The organism is Nonomuraea sp. NPDC004186, assembly GCF_053603495.1.
In genome coordinates this window covers 1-17,406 of the sequence record NZ_JBSGFQ010000188.1, presented here as the reverse complement: position 1 = coordinate 17,406, position 17,406 = coordinate 1, and the positions used below count along the sequence as shown (strand labels likewise).

Annotated in this window: 15 protein-coding genes; 12 read left to right on the top strand and 3 right to left on the bottom strand. The window is 72.3% G+C overall.

The annotated features are described in order from the left end of the window. Together ACWEPL_RS61650 and ACWEPL_RS61645 are read left to right on the top strand one after the other, a co-directional pair. The coding region (locus ACWEPL_RS61650; protein WP_452442236.1) for a Pls/PosA family non-ribosomal peptide synthetase at positions 1-1,446 on the top strand (1,446 nt) is incomplete at its 5' end. Continuing rightward, positions 1,443-2,714, top strand: coding sequence for a M1 family metallopeptidase (locus ACWEPL_RS61645; protein WP_452442237.1), 1,272 nt, complete (start codon positions 1,443-1,445; stop codon positions 2,712-2,714). The genes ACWEPL_RS61650 and ACWEPL_RS61645, both read left to right, overlap by 4 nt. A gap of 9 nt (positions 2,715-2,723) precedes the next feature. Here the strand turns inward: ACWEPL_RS61645 and ACWEPL_RS61640 are convergent, their stop codons facing one another. Next, positions 2,724-3,332, bottom strand: a complete 609-nt coding sequence (locus tag ACWEPL_RS61640; RefSeq protein WP_452442235.1) for a pyridoxamine 5'-phosphate oxidase family protein — start codon at positions 3,330-3,332, stop codon at positions 2,724-2,726. 156 nt (positions 3,333-3,488) lie between these two features. Here ACWEPL_RS61640 and ACWEPL_RS61635 point away from each other — a divergent pair, with 156 nt between their 5' ends. Then, positions 3,489-3,785, top strand: coding sequence for a DUF3817 domain-containing protein (locus tag ACWEPL_RS61635; protein WP_363984751.1), 297 nt, complete (start codon positions 3,489-3,491; stop codon positions 3,783-3,785). Then, complete coding sequence (locus ACWEPL_RS61630) at positions 3,734-4,225, top strand: hypothetical protein (protein WP_452442234.1); 492 nt, start codon at positions 3,734-3,736, stop codon at positions 4,223-4,225. Before ACWEPL_RS61635 ends, ACWEPL_RS61630 begins: the two co-directional genes overlap by 52 nt. Before the next feature lie 42 nt (positions 4,226-4,267). Here the strand turns inward: ACWEPL_RS61630 and ACWEPL_RS61625 are convergent, their stop codons facing one another. Further along, positions 4,268-6,058 (bottom strand): cytochrome c oxidase assembly protein, encoded by a 1,791-nt coding sequence (locus tag ACWEPL_RS61625; protein ID WP_452442233.1) that lies wholly within the window; start codon positions 6,056-6,058, stop codon positions 4,268-4,270. Positions 6,059-6,242: 184 nt separating this feature from the next. Between ACWEPL_RS61625 and ACWEPL_RS61620 the strand changes: the two genes are divergently transcribed. Next, complete coding sequence (locus ACWEPL_RS61620) at positions 6,243-8,204, top strand: beta-N-acetylglucosaminidase domain-containing protein (RefSeq protein WP_452442232.1); 1,962 nt, start codon at positions 6,243-6,245, stop codon at positions 8,202-8,204. 12 nt (positions 8,205-8,216) lie between these two features. Here the strand turns inward: ACWEPL_RS61620 and ACWEPL_RS61615 are convergent, their stop codons facing one another. After that, positions 8,217-10,154, bottom strand: a complete 1,938-nt coding sequence (locus tag ACWEPL_RS61615; protein ID WP_452442231.1) for a beta-galactosidase — start codon at positions 10,152-10,154, stop codon at positions 8,217-8,219. A gap of 91 nt (positions 10,155-10,245) precedes the next feature. On the opposite strand from ACWEPL_RS61615, the gene ACWEPL_RS61610 reads away from it, so the two are divergent. The 7 genes from ACWEPL_RS61610 (at position 10,246) to ACWEPL_RS61580 (ending at position 17,288) form a co-directional block, all read left to right on the top strand. Then, entirely contained in the window at positions 10,246-11,283 is a 1,038-nt protein-coding gene (locus tag ACWEPL_RS61610; RefSeq protein WP_452442230.1) for a LacI family DNA-binding transcriptional regulator, read from the top strand. Positions 11,284-11,489: 206 nt separating this feature from the next. Further along, entirely contained in the window at positions 11,490-12,812 is a 1,323-nt protein-coding gene (locus tag ACWEPL_RS61605; RefSeq protein WP_452442229.1) for a carbohydrate ABC transporter substrate-binding protein, read from the top strand. Position 12,813: 1 nt separating this feature from the next. Further along, entirely contained in the window at positions 12,814-13,707 is an 894-nt protein-coding gene (locus ACWEPL_RS61600) for a carbohydrate ABC transporter permease (RefSeq protein WP_452442228.1), read from the top strand. A gap of 11 nt (positions 13,708-13,718) precedes the next feature. Then, the gene (locus ACWEPL_RS61595; RefSeq protein ID WP_350727557.1) at positions 13,719-14,585 is read left to right on the top strand and encodes a carbohydrate ABC transporter permease; all 867 of its coding nucleotides are present in this window, start codon (positions 13,719-13,721) and stop codon (positions 14,583-14,585) included. 29 nt (positions 14,586-14,614) lie between these two features. Next, positions 14,615-14,794: a DUF6903 family protein gene (locus ACWEPL_RS61590; protein WP_363984765.1), complete on the top strand. Its 180-nt coding sequence runs from the start codon at positions 14,615-14,617 to the stop codon at positions 14,792-14,794. 11 nt (positions 14,795-14,805) lie between these two features. After that, positions 14,806-16,203 carry an alpha-L-fucosidase gene (locus ACWEPL_RS61585; RefSeq protein WP_452442227.1) on the top strand — a complete coding sequence of 466 codons (1,398 nt, stop codon included), beginning with the start codon at positions 14,806-14,808 and terminating at the stop codon, positions 16,201-16,203. Next, on the top strand, positions 16,200-17,288 hold the full coding sequence (locus ACWEPL_RS61580; protein ID WP_452442226.1) for a peptidylprolyl isomerase: 1,089 nt from the start codon (positions 16,200-16,202) through the stop codon (positions 17,286-17,288). Before ACWEPL_RS61585 ends, ACWEPL_RS61580 begins: the two co-directional genes overlap by 4 nt. Positions 17,289-17,406 lie beyond the last annotated feature (118 nt).

The following is a 17,406-nucleotide window of genomic DNA, read 5'->3' as shown; positions in this document are numbered from 1 at the left end:
GCGCCGGCGTTCCAGCAGGGCAAGTCCCGCCGGTCGCGACCGGCGGAGCGGCCCGCCCGCTCCCGGTTCTGGGCCGCCGTCTACGGGGTGAGCGCCATGGTGCTCAGCCTGCTCCCCGCCGTCGCGGCCGCGGCCGGGTTCGCGGTCCTGGCCGCGTTCGCCGGGGACGCGCGCACGATCGGCGCGGCCTTGGCCGCCGCCCTGCCGGGCGTGCCGGTCGCGACCCTCGCGGGCATGGCGGCCTTCGCCCTGGTCACGCTGGTCAGCGTGCGACTGCTCGGGCTGGGCCTGCACGCGGGCCGTCACCCGGTGCACAGCCGTCAGGCGTGGCAGGCGTGGGCGACGGGACGGCTGATGGCCTCGGCTCGGGTCTGGCTGTTCCCCCTGTACGCCAGCGTCCTGACGCCCGTGTGGCTGCGGGCGCTCGGCATGAAGGTGGGCCGCGGCGTCGAGCTGTCCACGGTGCTGGCGCTGCCCACGATGACCTCCGTCGGCGACGGTGCGTTCCTGGCCGACGACACGATGGTGGCCCCGTACGAGCTGGACGGCGGGTGGATGCGCATCGCCTCCGCGCGGATCGGCAAGCGGGCCTTCCTCGGCAACTCGGGGATGACCGCGCCCGGCCGCAAGGTGCCCAAGGACGGCCTGGTCGGCGTGCTGTCGGCGACGCCGAAGAAGGCCAGGTCCGGCTCCTCGTACGTGGGCATGCCGCCCATGGAGCTGCGCCGCACCGCCGAGGACGCCGACCGCAGCCGCACCTACGACCCGCCCGCCCGGTACAAGGCGGCCAGGGCGCTGGTCGAGGCGTTCCGTGTGGTGCCGGCGATGTGCGCGGCCGCGCTCGCCGTCCTGGTGGCCGCCGCCTTCGAGTGGCTCGCGGCGAGCTACGGCTTCGCGGTGACGCTCGCGCTGGGCGGCGTGGTGCTGCTGGCCGCGGGTGTGGCCGCCGCCCTGGTCGCGACGGCCGCCAAATGGGCGCTGGTCGGCCGGATCCGGGCGGGCAGCCGGCCGCTGTGGAGTTCGTTCGTGTGGCGCAACGAGCTGGCGGACAACTTCGTGGAGGTGCTGGCGGCGCCCTGGTTCGCGCAGCCGTGGCTGGGGACCGCGCCGCTGAACATGTGGCTGCGTTCACTCGGGGCCCATATCGGGCATGGTGTCACATGTGACACATACTGGCTGCCAGAGGCGGATCTGGTGACATTGGGTGATGGCGCCTGCGTCAACCGGGGCTGCGTCCTGCAGACCCACCTGTTCCACGACCGGGTCATGAACATGGACACGGTGACCCTCGACGCGGGCGCGACGCTGGGCCCGCATGGTGTGGTGCTGCCCGCCGCGCGGGTGGGCGCCGACGCCACGATCGGGCCGGCCTCGCTCGTCATGCGGGGGGAGTCGGTGCCCGGCCGTACGCGCTGGTTCGGCAACCCCATCTCGGCGTGGCGATGACACCGTACTTCCCCGGGCACGGCGACCACCGCTACATGGTGTCGCACTATGACCTGGCGCTGAAGTACCGGTTGGCGAACAACCGGCTCGACGGCACGGCCCGGCTGACGGTGACGGCCGCCGAACCCCTCGGCGTGCTCGACCTGGACTTCGGCCGCTTCCGGGTCGAAGGCGTCACCGTGGACGGCGTTCCCACCCGCCACACGCACGGCCAGGGCAAGCTGCGGGTGACGCTGCCCTGGTCGCTGGCCGCGGGCGCCGTCGCCGGTGTCGAGGTCCGCTACGGGGGCAGGCCGGCGCCGGTGCCGAGCCCGTGGGGCGGGCTGGGCTGGGAGGAGCTGTCCGACGGCGCGCTGGTCGCCGGGCAGCCCATCGGCGCGCCGTCCTGGTTCCCGTGCAACGACCGGCCCGGGGACAAGGCGACGTACCGGATCTCCGTGACGACCGCGTCGCCGTACGTGGTCATCGCGAACGGAGCGCTCACCGACCAGCGCCGCGCGGGCGGGAACACGACCTGGGTCTACGATCAGCCCGAGCCGATGGCGAGCTACCTGGCCAGCGTGCAGATCGGGCGCTACCGGCTCGCGGAGGTCGCGGGCACCCGGGTGGCCCATCCGACGCGCCTGGCCACCCGCGTCCGGCACGACTTCGGGCGGCAGGGCGAGATGATGGCGGTGTTCACCGACCGTTTCGGGCCCTATCCGTTCGGCGGCTACGTCGTCGTCGTGGTCGACGACGAGCTGGACATCCCGGTCGAGGCGCAGGGCATGTCGATCTTCGGCAGGAACCACGTGGACGGGCGGCGCGGGTTCGAGCGGCTGGTGGCGCACGAGCTGGCGCACCAGTGGTTCGGCAACAGCCTCACGTTGTCCCGCTGGAGCGACATCTGGCTGCAGGAGGGGTTCGCCACCTACGCCGAATGGCTCTGGTCGGAGGCCTCGGGCGGGCAGCCCGCCGCCGCCCACGCCCGGCGCTGGCACCAGCGCCTCACCGCCCTCCCGCAGGACTTCATCCTGACCGACCCCGGGGTGGGCACGCTGTTCGACGACCGCGTGTACAAGCGGGGTGCGCTGACCGTGCACGCGCTGCGCCGGGCGCTGGGCGACGAGGTCTTCTTCCCCATGCTGCGCGACTGGACGGCGGGGCGCCGGCACGCGAACGTCACCACCCAGGACTTCGCCGCGCACGTCCAGCGGCACGCCGCCCAGCCGGTGGGGCCGCTGCTGTCGGCCTGGCTCCACGACAAGCCCCTGCCCCCACTCCCCTGACGACGCGCCCTAATACTGGTTCATCCTGGCGTCCATGGCGAGACCCGCGTCGATCACCTTCGCCGGAACTCCCTTGATGCCCATCTGGTCCTTGGCGATCCGTCCGAGCGTCGGCAGGCTCTTGCGGTCCGGCCAGGTCTCGGGCTTCCACAGCGACGAGCGCAGGAACGCCTTCGCGCAGTGCATGTACAGCTCCTCGACGTCGACGAGGACCGCCAGGTGCGGCCGCTTGCCCTGGACCACCAGGTCGTCGAAGAACGGCGCGTCCGACACGAGCGTGGCGCGGCCGTTCACCCGCAGCGTCTCGTTCATCCCCGGCACGATGAACAGCAGCCCGACGTGGGGGTTGTCCAGCACGTTGCGGAAACTGTCGAGCCGGTGGTTGCCGGGACGGTCGGCGAGCACCAGCCGGTGGTCGTCGAGGACCAGCACCGACCCGGCGGGGTCCCCTCGGGGGGAGACGTCGCAGGTCCCGTCCGAGTTGGAGGTCGCCAGCAGGACGAACGGCGAGTGGGCGATGATCGTGCGCGCGTGCTCGTCGATCCGGGCGATGTCCTTGTCCCAGATGGCCCGCGGCGGCTCTTTCACGATCTCCCGGAGCTCGGCCTCGGTCGTCACCGTACGGATCTCAGAAGGATTTCCCATCATCCAAAGATAAGGTAAGGCTAACCTTCACAACAGGAGATCACGCCATCGAGGTGCGGCAAGACCGATGATCAGGCTGCGCTCTACAGCCTGTAGAGTGAGCGCGACAATCGGACGAAAGGGTGGATTGTGCTGCGCTGGTTTCGACTCGTGGCGGTGGCCGAGGCGTGCTCGTGGGCGGGGCTGCTGGTCGGGATGTTCTTCAAGCACGTGACCGAGACCGGCGAGCTCGGCGTGAAGGTGTTCGGGCCGATCCACGGCGCGCTGTTCGTGCTGTACGCGGCCGGGGTGATGCTCTCGGCGCGGGAGGCGGGCTGGAGCCGGGGCACCGTGGTGCTGGGGCTGGCGTGCGCGGTGCCGCCGTTCACCTCGGTGTGGTTCGAGCGGCGGATGGCGGCGCGTACGGCGGCCGGGCAGCTCGCCTGACCCCGACGGCGAGGCGAGTAGGCCGCGAGCAGCAGCAGGGTGATGCCGTTGGCCTGGGCGGAGATGATCTCGGCCCGTTCGAGGCCATAGGTGAAGCCGTCACACGGTGGTCGGGCCGCGATGCGCAGCCCGTCGCCGCCGGGCCACTGCCGCGCCCGAGCCCGGCACCGCTCTCCCGGCAGCTGAGCCCGGCCGAGCTGCGCGTCGCGGTCGCGACCGGACGGATCGGCCTGGAGTCCCTGCTGTCCCGCAGGGACGCGACCACCATCGGGGCCGACGCCGCGGCACTGCTCCGCGTCCTGCCGGGGCACGCCCCCGAAGAGATCACCGAGACCCTGCGGAAGGCGCAGATCGACGGTGGCGCCACCATCGGCGACCTCACCCTGCGCCAGCGCCACCTCCTCCTCGCCGCCCTCAGCGACGCGACGCCGAGCCGATGACCAGCAGGAGAGGCGCCCGCACCGCGGCGCCGGGCACGTGCGTCAGGGGCTTGGGACGTGCCGCGCCTGCCGTACGGCCAGGAAGGCAAGCGGGAGCAGCGGGACGAGCAGGTGGACGGCCCCGGCCAGCTGCTGGTCGGTGAGGAGGTCCGGCCCGTCGTCGGGGCCCACCAGGTAGAACCAGTCGGCCGCGACCGGCGGGCCGAGCAGCAGGAGCGCCCCCACGGCGAGCTGCACCAGCAGCACGCCGCCCAGCAGCCCGGCACGCAGCGGCCGGGAGACGGGGCGCGGCATCGGGTCCACGTCGGCCAGCACCCAGAAGACCAGCAGCCCGCCGCCCAGGAACAGGGCCATGGTGAGCAGGTGGGCGGCGTGACCGGCCAGCGACCAGGCCAGCCAGCCGGTGCGGTACAGCAGCGGGAACGCCACCATGTACGCCGCCGGCAGCAGGGCGAGGAAGGTCAACCTGCGCTTCCGGAGCCAGGCGCCGAGGTCGCCGTACTGGGAGGACTCCGTGGTGGCCCGGGCGGCGAGGGTGAGCGGGGCCCCGAGGCAGAGCAGGAGCGGAGCCACGACGGCCAGCACGACGTGCTGCAGGGCCTGGACCGAAAGCATCGCCCGCGCGTAGCCGCCGATCCCGGAGAGCAGGACCAGCGCCAGGAGCGCCAGGCCGGCGTACCAGGCGAGCGTGCGGCCGAGCGGCCAGTCCCCCACGCGGCGGACGCCGACCAGGTATCCGACGGCGGGCAGGGCCAGGCAGAGCAGGATCAGCGTGTCCGGGCGGAGCTCGGTGAGCAGCGCGCCGGGCGTGAAGGGCGGCAGGTCGTACTCCAGCAGGCGCTCATGCGCGTCGCCGGCGCCCGGCGGCGGGGTGCGGGACAGGCCGACGGCCAGGCCCATGGCCGCCATCATCACGATCATCTCGCCCGCCGCCAGCCGGACGAAGACGTGGCGCGCGCTCCGGTCGGCGACGTGCGCGACCGTACGGCTCCGGTGGGTCCAGCCGAACAGGCCGAGCAGCGCGAGCGCGGCTGTCTTGGCCAGCAGGAACTGCCCGTACTCGGTCTGCCAGAGGTCGGACACGACGTTCAGCCGCACCCACGCCCCCACCACCCCGGAGACGGCCACCGCCGCGAAACAGCACAAGGCGATCGTGCTGAACCGGGACAACACGGCCCGCAGGTCGCCGGAGCGGCGGAAGTGGATGAGGACGGCGCCCAGGCCGCCGACCCACAACGACACGGCGATCAGGTGAGCCGTCAGCGCGGAGACCGCGACGTCGTGGTCGGCGGCCGAGGCGGCGTGCCCGACGTAGGCGGGGGGCAGCAGCCCGAACGCGGCGACCGCCGGCGCGACCCACCCGGGCAGGCGCGGCAGCCGGGTGGCCAGGACGACCATGGTGATCGCGCCCAGCACCGGCAGCAGGGCCCGCGCCTGCGGGATGGTCAGGCCGTAGCGCAGCAGGCCGGGATCGACGATCAGGTCCGTGACGGGCAGCGGCAGCACGTACGACATGGTCAGCGGGTAGCTCAGGGCGGCGGTGACCGCCCACCCCAGCGCCCACCACCGGGCCGCCCGCAGGCAGGCCGCCTTCTCGGGCGAGCCGGCCGGCGCGAGGACGACGGCGGCCAGCAACGTTCCCAGGGTGGCCACCGCGCACAGGTCGTAGCCGAGCTTGACCAGCGGCAGGGCCCACTCGGTGACCGGTCCGGCGGTGGGCAGACCGGCGATCACCGGCTCCGCCTCAGCACCCCCGAACCGCAGGGCCGCGACCAGCACCACGGCCCCCGCCGCCACCACCGAACCGGCGTAGAACCGCGCCGCTGCCCTCATATTCATCGGATACGCGGAGGGGCGCGGGCCGGTTCATTGGCAGGGTTTGCCGGACATGTGCCGCATTGCAACTCTTGACAGTAAAGATGCCGATATTAGGGTGATGATCAGGTTGCCGGTCTAGACCGCGCAGAGAAAGGCGCGCCCCCCGACCCCTCATGGGTATAGACCAGTGGAGATCTCCTTGAGAAGACGCAAGATCACCCCTGCGGCGTGCCTCGCGCTGGCCGCGACCCTGTGCGCGGGGGCGCTCCTGCCCGTCCCCGCGGCCCACGCCGCTCCCGTCCCGCCCTTGCCCTCGGTGTCGCCCACCCCGCAGTCGCTGACCGGCGCCGGCGCCGCCGCCGTCGTCACCGGCCGGGTGCTCGTGGTCGCCGACGGCCAGACCGACCCCGCCGCCCGCGACCGCCTCGTACGGGAGCTCAAGGCGCACGGCGCCGGCCGGGTGGACACGGTCGCCCCCGACAAGATCCCCGCGGGCACGTCCGGCCTGCTCAAGGTCCGCCTCGGCCCCGCGGCCCGCCCGGACATCGCGCAGGCGCTCGGCGGCACTGTCGTCCCCGGCCAGGCCGAGGGGTACGCGTTGCGGGTCTCGGGCGGCACACCGCGCCAGATCGCGCTCGGCGGCAAGGACGCCGCGGGCCAGTTCTACGCCGTGCAGACGCTGCGCCAGCTGTTCGTCCCGTCCGGCGGCGGCTGGCAGGTGGCGGGGGTCCAGGTCAGCGACTTCCCGTCCATGCCGCTGCGCGGCACCATCGAAGGCTTCTACGGCGCGCCGTGGACCCACGCCGAACGCCTCGACCAGATGGACTTCTACGGCGACGTCAAGGCCAACACCTACATCTACGCCCCCAAGGACGATCCCTACCACCGCGACAAGTGGCGCGACCCCTACCCGGCGGACAAGCTCGCCGAGCTGGGCGAGCTGGTGGCCCGGGCCGGCGCCAACCACGTCCGCTTCACCTTCGCGCTCTCCCCCGGCGTGTCGATCTGCTACTCCGACCGCGCGGACCGCGACATCCTCAAGCGGAAGCTGCAGGCGCTCTACGACCTGGGCGCCAGGGCGTTCTCCATCCCGCTGGACGACATCAGCTACACCCGCTGGAACTGCACGGCGGACGAGACGGCGTACGGCGCCGCCGGACGCACCGCCGCTGCCAAGGCCCAGGTCGACCTGCTCAACGACCTGCAGCGCGACTTCATCGCCACCCACGACGGCGCCCAGCCGCTGCAGATGGTGCCCACCGAGTACGGCGACCTGACCGACACCACGTACAAGCAGACCATGCGGGCCTCCCTCGATCCCGCGGTCGAGGTGATGTGGACCGGCACCGACACCGTGCCGCCGGAGATCACCAACGCGCAGGCCGAGAAGGCGGCGCAGCTGTTCGGGCGCAAGGTCTTCGTCTGGGACAACTACCCGGTCAACGACTACGGCAACACCAGCGGCCGGCTGCTGCTGGCACCCTACGACAAGCGTGAGGGCGGCCTGGCCGCGCACCTGTCCGGCATCGTGGCCAACCCGATGAACCAGCCGTACGCGAGCAAGGTCGCGGTCTTCGGCGCCGCGGACTTCGCCTGGAACGACAAGGCGTACGACGCGAGGAGGAGCTGGCCGCGCGCGATGGCCTACCTCGCCGGCGGCGACCAGGCGGCCACCGCGGCCCTGCTGGTCTTCGGCGACCTGGAGCACATGGCCCCGACCTTCGGCGGCACCCCCTGGCAGACCCAGGCGCCCGGGCTCGCCGCGCGGGTGGCCGCGTTCTGGCAGGCGTGGGACGCCGGGCGGCGCACCCAGGCGATCACCACGCTGCGGCCGTACGCGAAGGCCATCGCCACGGCGCCGGCCACCATCCGCGGCGGAGCGGTGCAGAAGGGCTTCGCCGACGACGCCGCGTCCTGGCTGGACGCCACCGAGCTGTGGGGCCGGGCGATGGTGGACCTGCTCGACGCGCTCCAGGCCCGGGAGGCCGGGGACGAGGCCAAGGCGGCCGCGTTGCTCGCCGGGTCGCGCGACCTGCAGCGGCAGGCCCGCGCCGTCCGGGTCAGCCCGCCGCGCAACCGCTGGGGCGCGGCCCAGCCGCAGGTCGGCGACGGGGTGCTCGACGTCTTCCTGGCCGCGGCCGACGCCCGGCTCCAGCGGTGAGGGGCCGGCGGGTCAGCCGAACTCCTCGACGTACTCCTCCGGCGGGCCCAGCTCGGGGCGGTCGCGCAGCTCCAGGGTCGCGCCGAGCCGTTCGAGCTCGAGGACCGTCACGGTGTTGCGGCCCTCGCGGAGCAGCGGCGCCGGGCAGTACAGCGTGACCTGCGGCCCGATGTCCCAGTAGCGGCCGAGCAGGAACCCGTTGACCCAGACGAGGCCCTGCCGGGATCCCGGCAGGGCCAGGAAGGTGTCCGCGGGCGTCTCGACGTCCACCGTCGCGACGGCGAACCCGGCCGTCCCGGACCCGCGACCGGCGTGCTCGGCCTGCCCGGGCCCGGGACCCGCGTGCCCGGGCGCCGGGCCCGCGTGCTCGGCCTGCTCGCCCGTACCGGCGTCGAGCGCGCGGGTCAGCTCGGCGGTGGACCACTCCTGCAGGGCGATCGGCGTGCTGTCCCAGCCCTGCACGATCCGCCGGTCCACGAGGACCGGGCCGATCAGGCCCTTGTGCCGGCCGATGCCGGGCCCGTAGTTCACCCGGCCGAGGCTCTCGACCAGGACCTCCAGGTGGACGGCGGCGCCGGTGCCGCGGACCGGCAGCTCCCGCTGGTCGGGGCCGGCGACGCCGAGGAAGGCGCCGTCGGCGAAGACCAGGGCCCGGTCGCGTACGTCGGTGAGGACGAGCCGGTGCTCGCCCGCCGGGATCCGCGGCCGCGCGCTGTGCAGGACCATGCCCGCGTCCAGCCCGAGCCGCTCGAACGGGGCCGGGCGCGGCCCGGTCGAGGTGGACGCCGGCACGGCACGCAGACCTGCCAGCAGGCCCGCGCGGTGGACGAGCGGGACGGACGCCGGCGGCAGCGTCGGCGTCCGCGCGGGCATCCGCACGGGCCCGCGCGCGCCGAGCGCCTCCCGCACGGCGAAGAACTTGGCGGTCAGCGTGCCGTCCTCGGCGACCGGCGCGTCGGAGTCGTAGCTGGTCACGGTGGGCTGCAAGCGGCCCTCCTGCTCGTTGGCGCCCGCCCAGAGCCCGAAGTTGGTCCCGCCGTGCGCCATGTAGATGCTCACGCTGCCGCCGTCGGCGACGATCTGCTTGAGCGCGTCCACGACGCCGCCGGGGTCGCGGACGTGGTGGCGCTCGCCCCAGTGGTCGAACCAGCCGTTCCAGAACTCGGCGACGACGAACGGCTCCTCCGGCCGCCGCGCCGCGAGCAGTCGCCGGGCGGCGTCGGGCTTGGAACCCAGGGTGGCGGCCGCCAGGGTCCCCGGCAGGGTGCCGCCGTCCAGCATCAGCTCGGTGGGCCCGTCGGCGGTGAACAGCAGCTCCCCGATGCCGCGCTCGATCAGGGCCGCGCGGTTCCAGCGCAGGTACGCCTGGTCGTCGCCGAAGCTGCCGAACTCGTTCTCCACCTGCACCGCCACGACCGGCCCGCCCTCGGCGGCCTGGAGCGCGGCGATGCGCGGGACCAGCTCGTCGAACCAGCGGCCGACCGCCGAGGTGAACGCGGGGTCGGAGCTGCGGATCGCGACGTCGCGGCCGGTGAGCCAGCTCGGCAGGCCGCCGTTCGACCACTCCGCGCAGATGTACGGGCCGGGCCGGACGACGACGTCGAGCCCCTCCTCCCCCACCGTGCGGATGAACCGCTCGACATCCCGCCAGCCGTCGAAGCGCGGCGCCTCGTCCTCGCGCGGCTGGTGGAAGTTCCACGCCACGTACGTGTCCACCGTGTTGAGCCCGAGATCGGCGAGCCGGCGGATGCGGTCGCGCCAGAGGTCGGGGTGGACGCGGAAGTAGTGCAGCCCCCCGGACAGGATGCGATGGGGGACGCCGTGCCGGTACAGGCGGCGCCCGCGCCAGGTGAGCGCGGCCCCAGCGGCCGGGCTCGTGGTCGGGGTCGGGGTCGGGGGCGTGGTCGTCGTCGGGGCCGGCGAGAGGTCCGGCGCGGGCAGCTCGATCACGGTGGGAGAGCCTATGTTATCGATGCCATACGTAACAAGGGCGGTAGGATCAGCTGACGACGTCGCGGGCAGGCCGCAAGAGGGGAGCGCCATGACGAAGGCCACCGAGCAGGCCACCGGGCAGCCCACTGGGCGGCCCACGAGGCAGCCGAGCATGGCTGACGTGGCCAGAGCCGCCGGGGTGTCGGCGCAGACCGTCTCGCGCGCGCTGCGCGACTCGCCGAACGTCAACCCGGAGACCAGGAAGCGCGTGATCGCCGCCGTGGAGCGGCTCGGCTACCGCTTCAACAACGCCGCCCGGGTGCTCTCCTCCGGACGCAGCCACACCGTCGGGCTCGTGCTGCTGCAGTCCGGCGGCTACTACTCGCGCTCGGCGGTGACCGCCGGCGTCGAGGCGGCCGCGGGCGCGGCGGGCTACGCGGTGAGCATCGCGACCATCGCCAGGCTCGACACCGGCCTGATGGAGCGGTCCCTGTCCAAGCTCGCCGACCAGGGGGTGGACGGCATCGTGATCGCCGTGCCGCTCATCTCGGTGACGCAGAAGATGGAGGACATCACCCGCGACATCCCCACCGTCACGCTCGACGGCTCCCGCACCGCAAGCGCTCGGGTGCTCGGGATCGACCAGAAGGAGGCGGGCCGCGTCGCCACGCAGCACCTGCTCGACCTCGGGCACCGCCAGGTGTGGCACGTGTCGGGCCCCGACGAGTGGATCGAGGCGCGCCAGCGGCGGCAGGGCTGGCAGGAGTGCCTGGCCGCGGCCGGGATCCAGGCGCCGCCCCCGCTGGAGGGCGACTGGTCGCCCGACTCGGGATACCGGCAGGGGCAGGTCCTCGCGATGATCCCGGACGTGACAGCGGTCTTCGCCGCCAGCGACGAGATGGCCTTCGGGGTGATCCGCGCGCTGCGCGAGCACGGCCGGTCGGTGCCCGCCGACGTGTCCATCGTGAGCGTCGACGACATCGCTCTGGCGGCCTACTGCCACCCGCCGCTGACGACCGTGCGGCAGGACTTCTACCGCTCCGGCGCGGCGGCCGTGGCCCTGCTGCTGGCCGGCGAGGCCGCCGGCGCCCTCGCCACCGCGTCGCTGTCGGTGCGCGACTCGACGGCGCCGCCGCGTCACCACTGACTCATGTCGCGCTTGTCCGCAAAGTGCCTCTTGCGCCTTCATGTTATCGATGCCACTGTAACAACGTCCGGACCCAGCCGAGAGATCCAGATCCCCGGCCGGCGGCGCGGCGCCCCGTCGTCGTGACCTCCGGCGCGGCCGGACCCCGGACTCGTTCCTCCGCCTCACCCAGGTGGGCAGTCGTCCACGGGAAGGACCCCAGAACCATGAGGAGATCACTCGTCCTCGCGAGCGCCGCGATCTCGGCGCTCGGACTGCTCACCGGCTGCTCGGCCGACGGGGACGGCTCGGGCTCCGGCAAGACGACCCTGAGCGTCGCCGCCCTCGAAGGCGGTTACGGCCGGGACATGTACGCCCAGGTCATCCAGGCGTACAAGGCCTCCCACCCCGGCGTCGACGTGCGGTTACAGATCTCGAAGAGCATCGAGGACGAGATCACGCCGAATATGAAGGCCGGGCGCTTCCCGGACGTCGTGGTGCTCGGCCAGGGCCGCAAGGCCGCGCTCACCGAGACGCTCATCAAGGACAAGGCCCTCGAGGACCTGACGCCCGTGCTGAAGGCGAAGGTCCCCGGCGAGGACAAGACCGTGGGCGACAAGCTCATCGGGGGCATCGTCGGCAACCTCAACACCAACCCGTACGGCACCGGCCAGACGTACACGATGCCGATGTACTACGCGCCGAGCGGGCTCTTCTACAACAAGGGACTGTTCGCCCAGAAGGGCTGGAAGGTCCCGGCCACCTGGGACGAGATGTTCGCGCTGGGTGAGAAGGCCAAGCAGGAGAAGATCTCGCTGTTCACGTACCCGACCGCCGGGTACCTCGACGCGTACTTCTTCGCGCTGCTCGCCGACGTCGGCGGGGAGCAGTTCTACACCGACGTCATGACGTACAAGCAGGGCGTGTGGCAGACGCCGCAGGCCCGGCAGGCGCTCGACCTCACCACCCGGCTGCTGAAGTACGCCGCGCCGACGACGGTCGGGTACGCCAACGAGCAGGACTTCACCAAGAACCAGCAGTCGATCCTCGACAACAAGACCCTGTTCATGCCGAACGGAACCTGGGTCGTCGGCGAGATGAAGGACGCCCCGCGCGCCGCCGGCTTCCAGTGGGGCCTGACGCCGCTGCCGCCGGTCACCGTGGGCGGCAAGCGCTTCGTCACGACGTCGGTGGAGTCGGTCTGGGTCCCCGCCGCCGCCAAGAACAAGGACGCGGCGAAGGAGTTCGTCGCCTACCTGTACTCCGACGAGGCGGCGAAGATCTTCGCCAGGTCGAACGCGATCCAGCCGATCAAGGGCATCGCGAGCAGCCTGTCCGGGGAGAGCGCCGAGTTCTACAAGGTCTACGAGGAGACGACGGTCGAGGCGCTCGTCGGCGGGTTCGCGAGCACCGCGCCCGTCGAGGGCGTCGACATCAAGGCCGCCCTCTTCGACACCGCCAACAGCATCATCAGCGGCGACAAGACCGAGGACCAGTGGCAGGCCGCGCTCAACGACGCCAGCGAGAAACTGCGCCAGGCAGGTGGGTGAGGTGACCACGCGGCGGCGCGGCGACGGCCTCTTCGTGCTCGCCTGCCTCCTGCCCGCGCTCGTGCTCTTCGCGGTGTTCATGATCGTCCCGACCCTGAACGTGTTCCGGATGTCCCTCTTCACCTGGAGCGGGTTCTCCCCGGACATGCGCTTCGTCGGATTGGGCAACTTCGCCCGGCTGCTCGAGGACCCGCAGTTCGTCCGCGCGTTCCAGAACACCGTCGCGCTCCTGGTCGTCGTGACCGTCGTGACGATGGGCACGGGCCTGTTCCTCGCGGCGATCATGACCAGGCAACGCCTGCGGGGCCGGACGGTGTACCGGTTCGTCCTGTACGTGCCGAGCGTGCTGTCCGTGGTCGTGATCGCGGCGATCTTCTCCGCGATCTTCGACCAGAAGAACGGCCTGCTCAACGGCACCCTGCGGCTGCTGTCACTCGACGGCCTGCAGCAGATCTGGCTCGGCGACCAGCAGCTCGTCATCTGGTCGGTCGCGATCGCGATGGTCTGGCAGTCGCTCGGCTACTACATGGTCCTCTACATGTCCGGCATGGCGAGCATCCCGGAGGAGATCTACGAGGCCTCCGCGCTCGACGGCGCGTCCGCGGGGCGGCAGTTCTTCGCCATCACGCTGCCGCTCATCTGGCAGAACCTCCGCACGACGCTGACGTTCTTCGTCATGAGCGCGGTCAATCTCAGCTTCGTCCTGGTCCGCGCGATGACCGGCGGCGGGCCCGACGGCTCCTCCGAGGTCCTGCTGAGCTACATGTACAAGCAGGCGTACACGAACTCGTCGTACGGCTACGGCATGGCCATCGGCGTCGTCGTCTTCGCCTTCTCGTTCCTCGTGTCGCTGCTGGTCAGCCGGGCGACGCGGCGCGAGCCCCTCCAGTTCTGAGGACCGCCACCATGACCACGATCAAGCGCGCCGGAAGGCCGCTGACCTACGTGCTCGTCACCGCGATCGCCCTGGCCATCGCGGTGCCGGTCGGCTGGGTGCTGCTCGCCTCGCTCAAGGAGAAGGGCGAGTTCTACGGCAGCCCCTGGACGCTCCCGGAGGGCCTGCACGTCCAGAACTACGCCGACGCGTTCGTCACCGCGCGCATGGGCCAGTACTTCTTCACCTCGGTGCTGGTCACGGTGCTCGGGCTGGTGTTCGTCGTGGCCGTCTCCGTCCCGGCGGCCTACGTCATCGCCCGGTACGAGTTCCGCGGCCGCGGCCTCGTCGAGGTCGCGATGCTGGCCGGGCTGTTCGTCAACGTCAACTACATCGTCGTGCCGATCTTCCTCATGCTCGTCGGCTGGGACCGCGCGCTCGCCGACGTGTTCCCCGACGGCTTCTTCATCGACAACCCCGGGGTCCTCTCGCTCGTCTACGCGGCCACGTCGATCCCGTTCACCATCTACCTGCTCACCGCGTACTTCCGGTCGATCCCGGCCGACTACGAGGAGGCCGCGGCCCTGGACGGGGCCTCCCGCTTCCAGGTCATGGTCAGGGTGATGCTGCCGATGGCGCGGCCGGCGCTCACCACCGTGATCCTGTTCAACTTCCTGGCCTACTGGAACGACTTCATCATCGCGCTCACCCTGCTGCCCGGCGAGGGCAAGACGCTGCAGGTGGGCCTGCTCAACCTGATGACCGCGCAGAAGGCGGCGGCCGACTACGGGCGGCTGTACGCCGGCATGGTCATCGTGATCGTCCCCGTCCTCATCTTCTACGCGCTGATCCAGCGCCGGCTGATCGAAGGCATGGCATCCGGCGGTGTGAAGGGCTGACCGGCCCGTTTCCCAGAGAGGAAACCGTGATGAAGGATTCGACGCGCAGCGTGCTGCTCGTCACCGCTCGCACGCTCGTCGCGGCCGTCTGCGTCGCCGTCGTCGCCGCCGCCCGTACGACGGCCGGGTGGGGCAGCCTCGCGATCATGCTCGCGGCACTCGTGGGGCTGCTGGCCGTGCTGGCCTCGTACAACCGGCGGTTCCGATGATTCTTCGGACATTGACGGCGGTACGGCCGAGCGAGCGCCAGCTCGCGTGGCAGGCGATGGAGTTCTACGGGTTCATCCACTTCGGCATGAACACGATGACGGACCGGGAGTGGGGCGAGGGGCACGACGACCCGGCCGCCTTCGACCCGGAAGGGCTCGACGCCGACCAGTGGGTCAGGGCGCTCAAGGCCGCCGGGATGACCGGCGTGATCCTCACCTGCAAGCACCACGACGGCTTCTGCCTGTGGCCGAGCGACGTCACCGCGTACTCGGTCGCCGCGTCGCCCTGGCGCGGCGGCCGCGGCGACGTGGTCGCGGAGGTCTCGGAGGCGGCGCGGCGGCACGGCCTGCGGTTCGGGATCTACCTGTCGCCCTGGGACCGCACCGAGGCGTCCTACGGCAGCGGGAGCGCGTACGACGACTTCTACGTCGCCCAGCTCACCGAGCTGCTCACCCGCTACGGGCCGGTGTTCACGGTGTGGCTGGACGGCGCGAACGGCGAGGGCCCGGACGGCAGGCGCCAGGTGTACGACTGGGAGCGGTACTACGCGGTGGTCCGCGAGCTGCAGCCGGACGCGGTCATCAGCGTGTGCGGGCCCGACGTCCGCTGGTGCGGCAACGAGGCCGGCAGCACCCGACCCGACGAGTGGAGCGTCGTCCCGCGGGCCCTGCTGGACGCCGAGCGGATCGCGGACCGCTCGCAGCAGGCGGACGACGGCACGTTCGCCCGGCTGGTCCGCAGCGACGACCTCGATCTCGGCAGCCGCGCCGCCCTGGCGGGGCGCGAGGACGACCTGGTCTGGTACCCGGCGGAGGTGAACACCTCGATCCGGCCCGGATGGTTCCACCACCCGGCCGAGGACGCCCTGGTCCGACCCGCGGACGAGCTGTTCGCCATCTACCTGCGTGCCGTCGGCGGCAACTCCTGCTTCCTGCTCAACGTCCCGCCCGCCCGTGACGGGCTGCTGCGGGACGCCGACGTGGCGGTGCTGGAGCAGCTCGGGCGGCGTGTCGAGGACTTCCGGGCGCGGCGCCTGGAGGCGACCGTGACGGTGTCGTCCGGTACGGCAGGCGACGTCGCGACCGCGTGGCCCGGAGGGGGCCGTACGCCGTGGCGGCCGGACGACGCCGACCCCCAGCCCGGCGTGCGGCTCGTGTTCGCACGGCCCGGCCTGGTCGAGGCGGTCGTGGTGGGCGAGGACATCGCGCACGGGCAGCGCATCGAGCACGTCGTGGTCCGGGGCCGCCGGGACGGCCGGTGGACGACGCTCGCGGAGGCGAACGCGGTGGGTTACCAGCGCATCCTGACGTTCACGCCGGCCGAGGTGGACGCCGTGCTGGTCGAGGTGCCGCAGGCGCGGGACACCCCCGTCGTCGCCCACGTGACCGCGATCGGAGCAGCATCATGAAAGCCGTCCTCGTGAAGAAGGCCACAGGAAAGGGCGCCGTTCGTAGCCGGTCACCCCGCGCCGCCGTCCTCATCGCCGCCGTGGTGGCCGCACTCGCCGCGCTGGTGCTCGGCGGCGTGGCGCTCGCCCAGCGTACGGACGAGGTCGCCTCCCTCGACGGGCACGCCGTCACCCTCGACGAGCTGCTCTTCCACATGCGCCGCCTGACGCCTCAGGTGGAGAACGAGTTACGCAACCAGTACCGGCTCCAGGGCGCGATCGACTGGAACGCGAAGGCCGGCGACAGGACCGCGCTCCAGCGGCTCGCGGCCCGCGCGCTGGACGAGATCCGGCGGGACAAGACGGCGCTCGTCCTGGCAAAGGAGCAGCACCTGATCGGCTCCGTCGACCACGCGGACTTCCTCGCCGAGCTCGCCGCCGAGAACGAGCGGCGCGCCGACGCCATCGCCAGGGGCCAGGTGGTCTACGGCCTGGCGGAGTTCTCCCCCGAGGAGTACTACTCGCACCGGCTCACCGGGCTCACGACGGGCCTGAAGCAGCGGCTCAGCGCGAACGGCCCGCTCCGGGTGACCGACGCCGAGGTCCGGCGGGCGTTCGACGCCGACCGGGACTCCTGGAGCGCCAACGCGACCACGTACACGTACGCGACGCTCGTGGTGCCGGTGCCCGACGGCGCCCCTGCCGGCCACACGGCCGGCTACGCGGCCGGGCTCCAGCGGCGGGTGGCCGCCGCCGGCCGGCTGGCGGAGCTCGCGGACCGCGAGCCCGGCGCCAGGCTCACGACCGCCACGCAGCAGGGCGGCGGCTCGGCCGCCCACGACCAGGAGCTCATGACCGTGCTGGGCAAGCTCGCGCCGGGCCAGATCTCCGGCCCGGTCCCGGGCACCGGCCAGATCACGTACTACCAGCTCAACGGCAAGACCGTCGACGAGGACGCGGCGTTCGCCGAGTACTCGCGGCGGATCCGGCAGTCGCTCATCGAGGAGAAGTTCGACCAGTTCCTCCAGCGCCGGGTGGCCAGCAGCGTCTTCAAGGTCGACACGGCGGCGGTGGACGCCATCAACGCAGAGGATGTTCAACAGTGAAACCTGTCGGTACCGCACCCCCCGCCGCATTACCCGCGCCCGCCCGCCGGCGGCCCGTGGCCCGGGCGCTCCGCGTGGGCCTCACCGCCCTGCTCGCCGCGCTGCTCGCAGGGTCGCT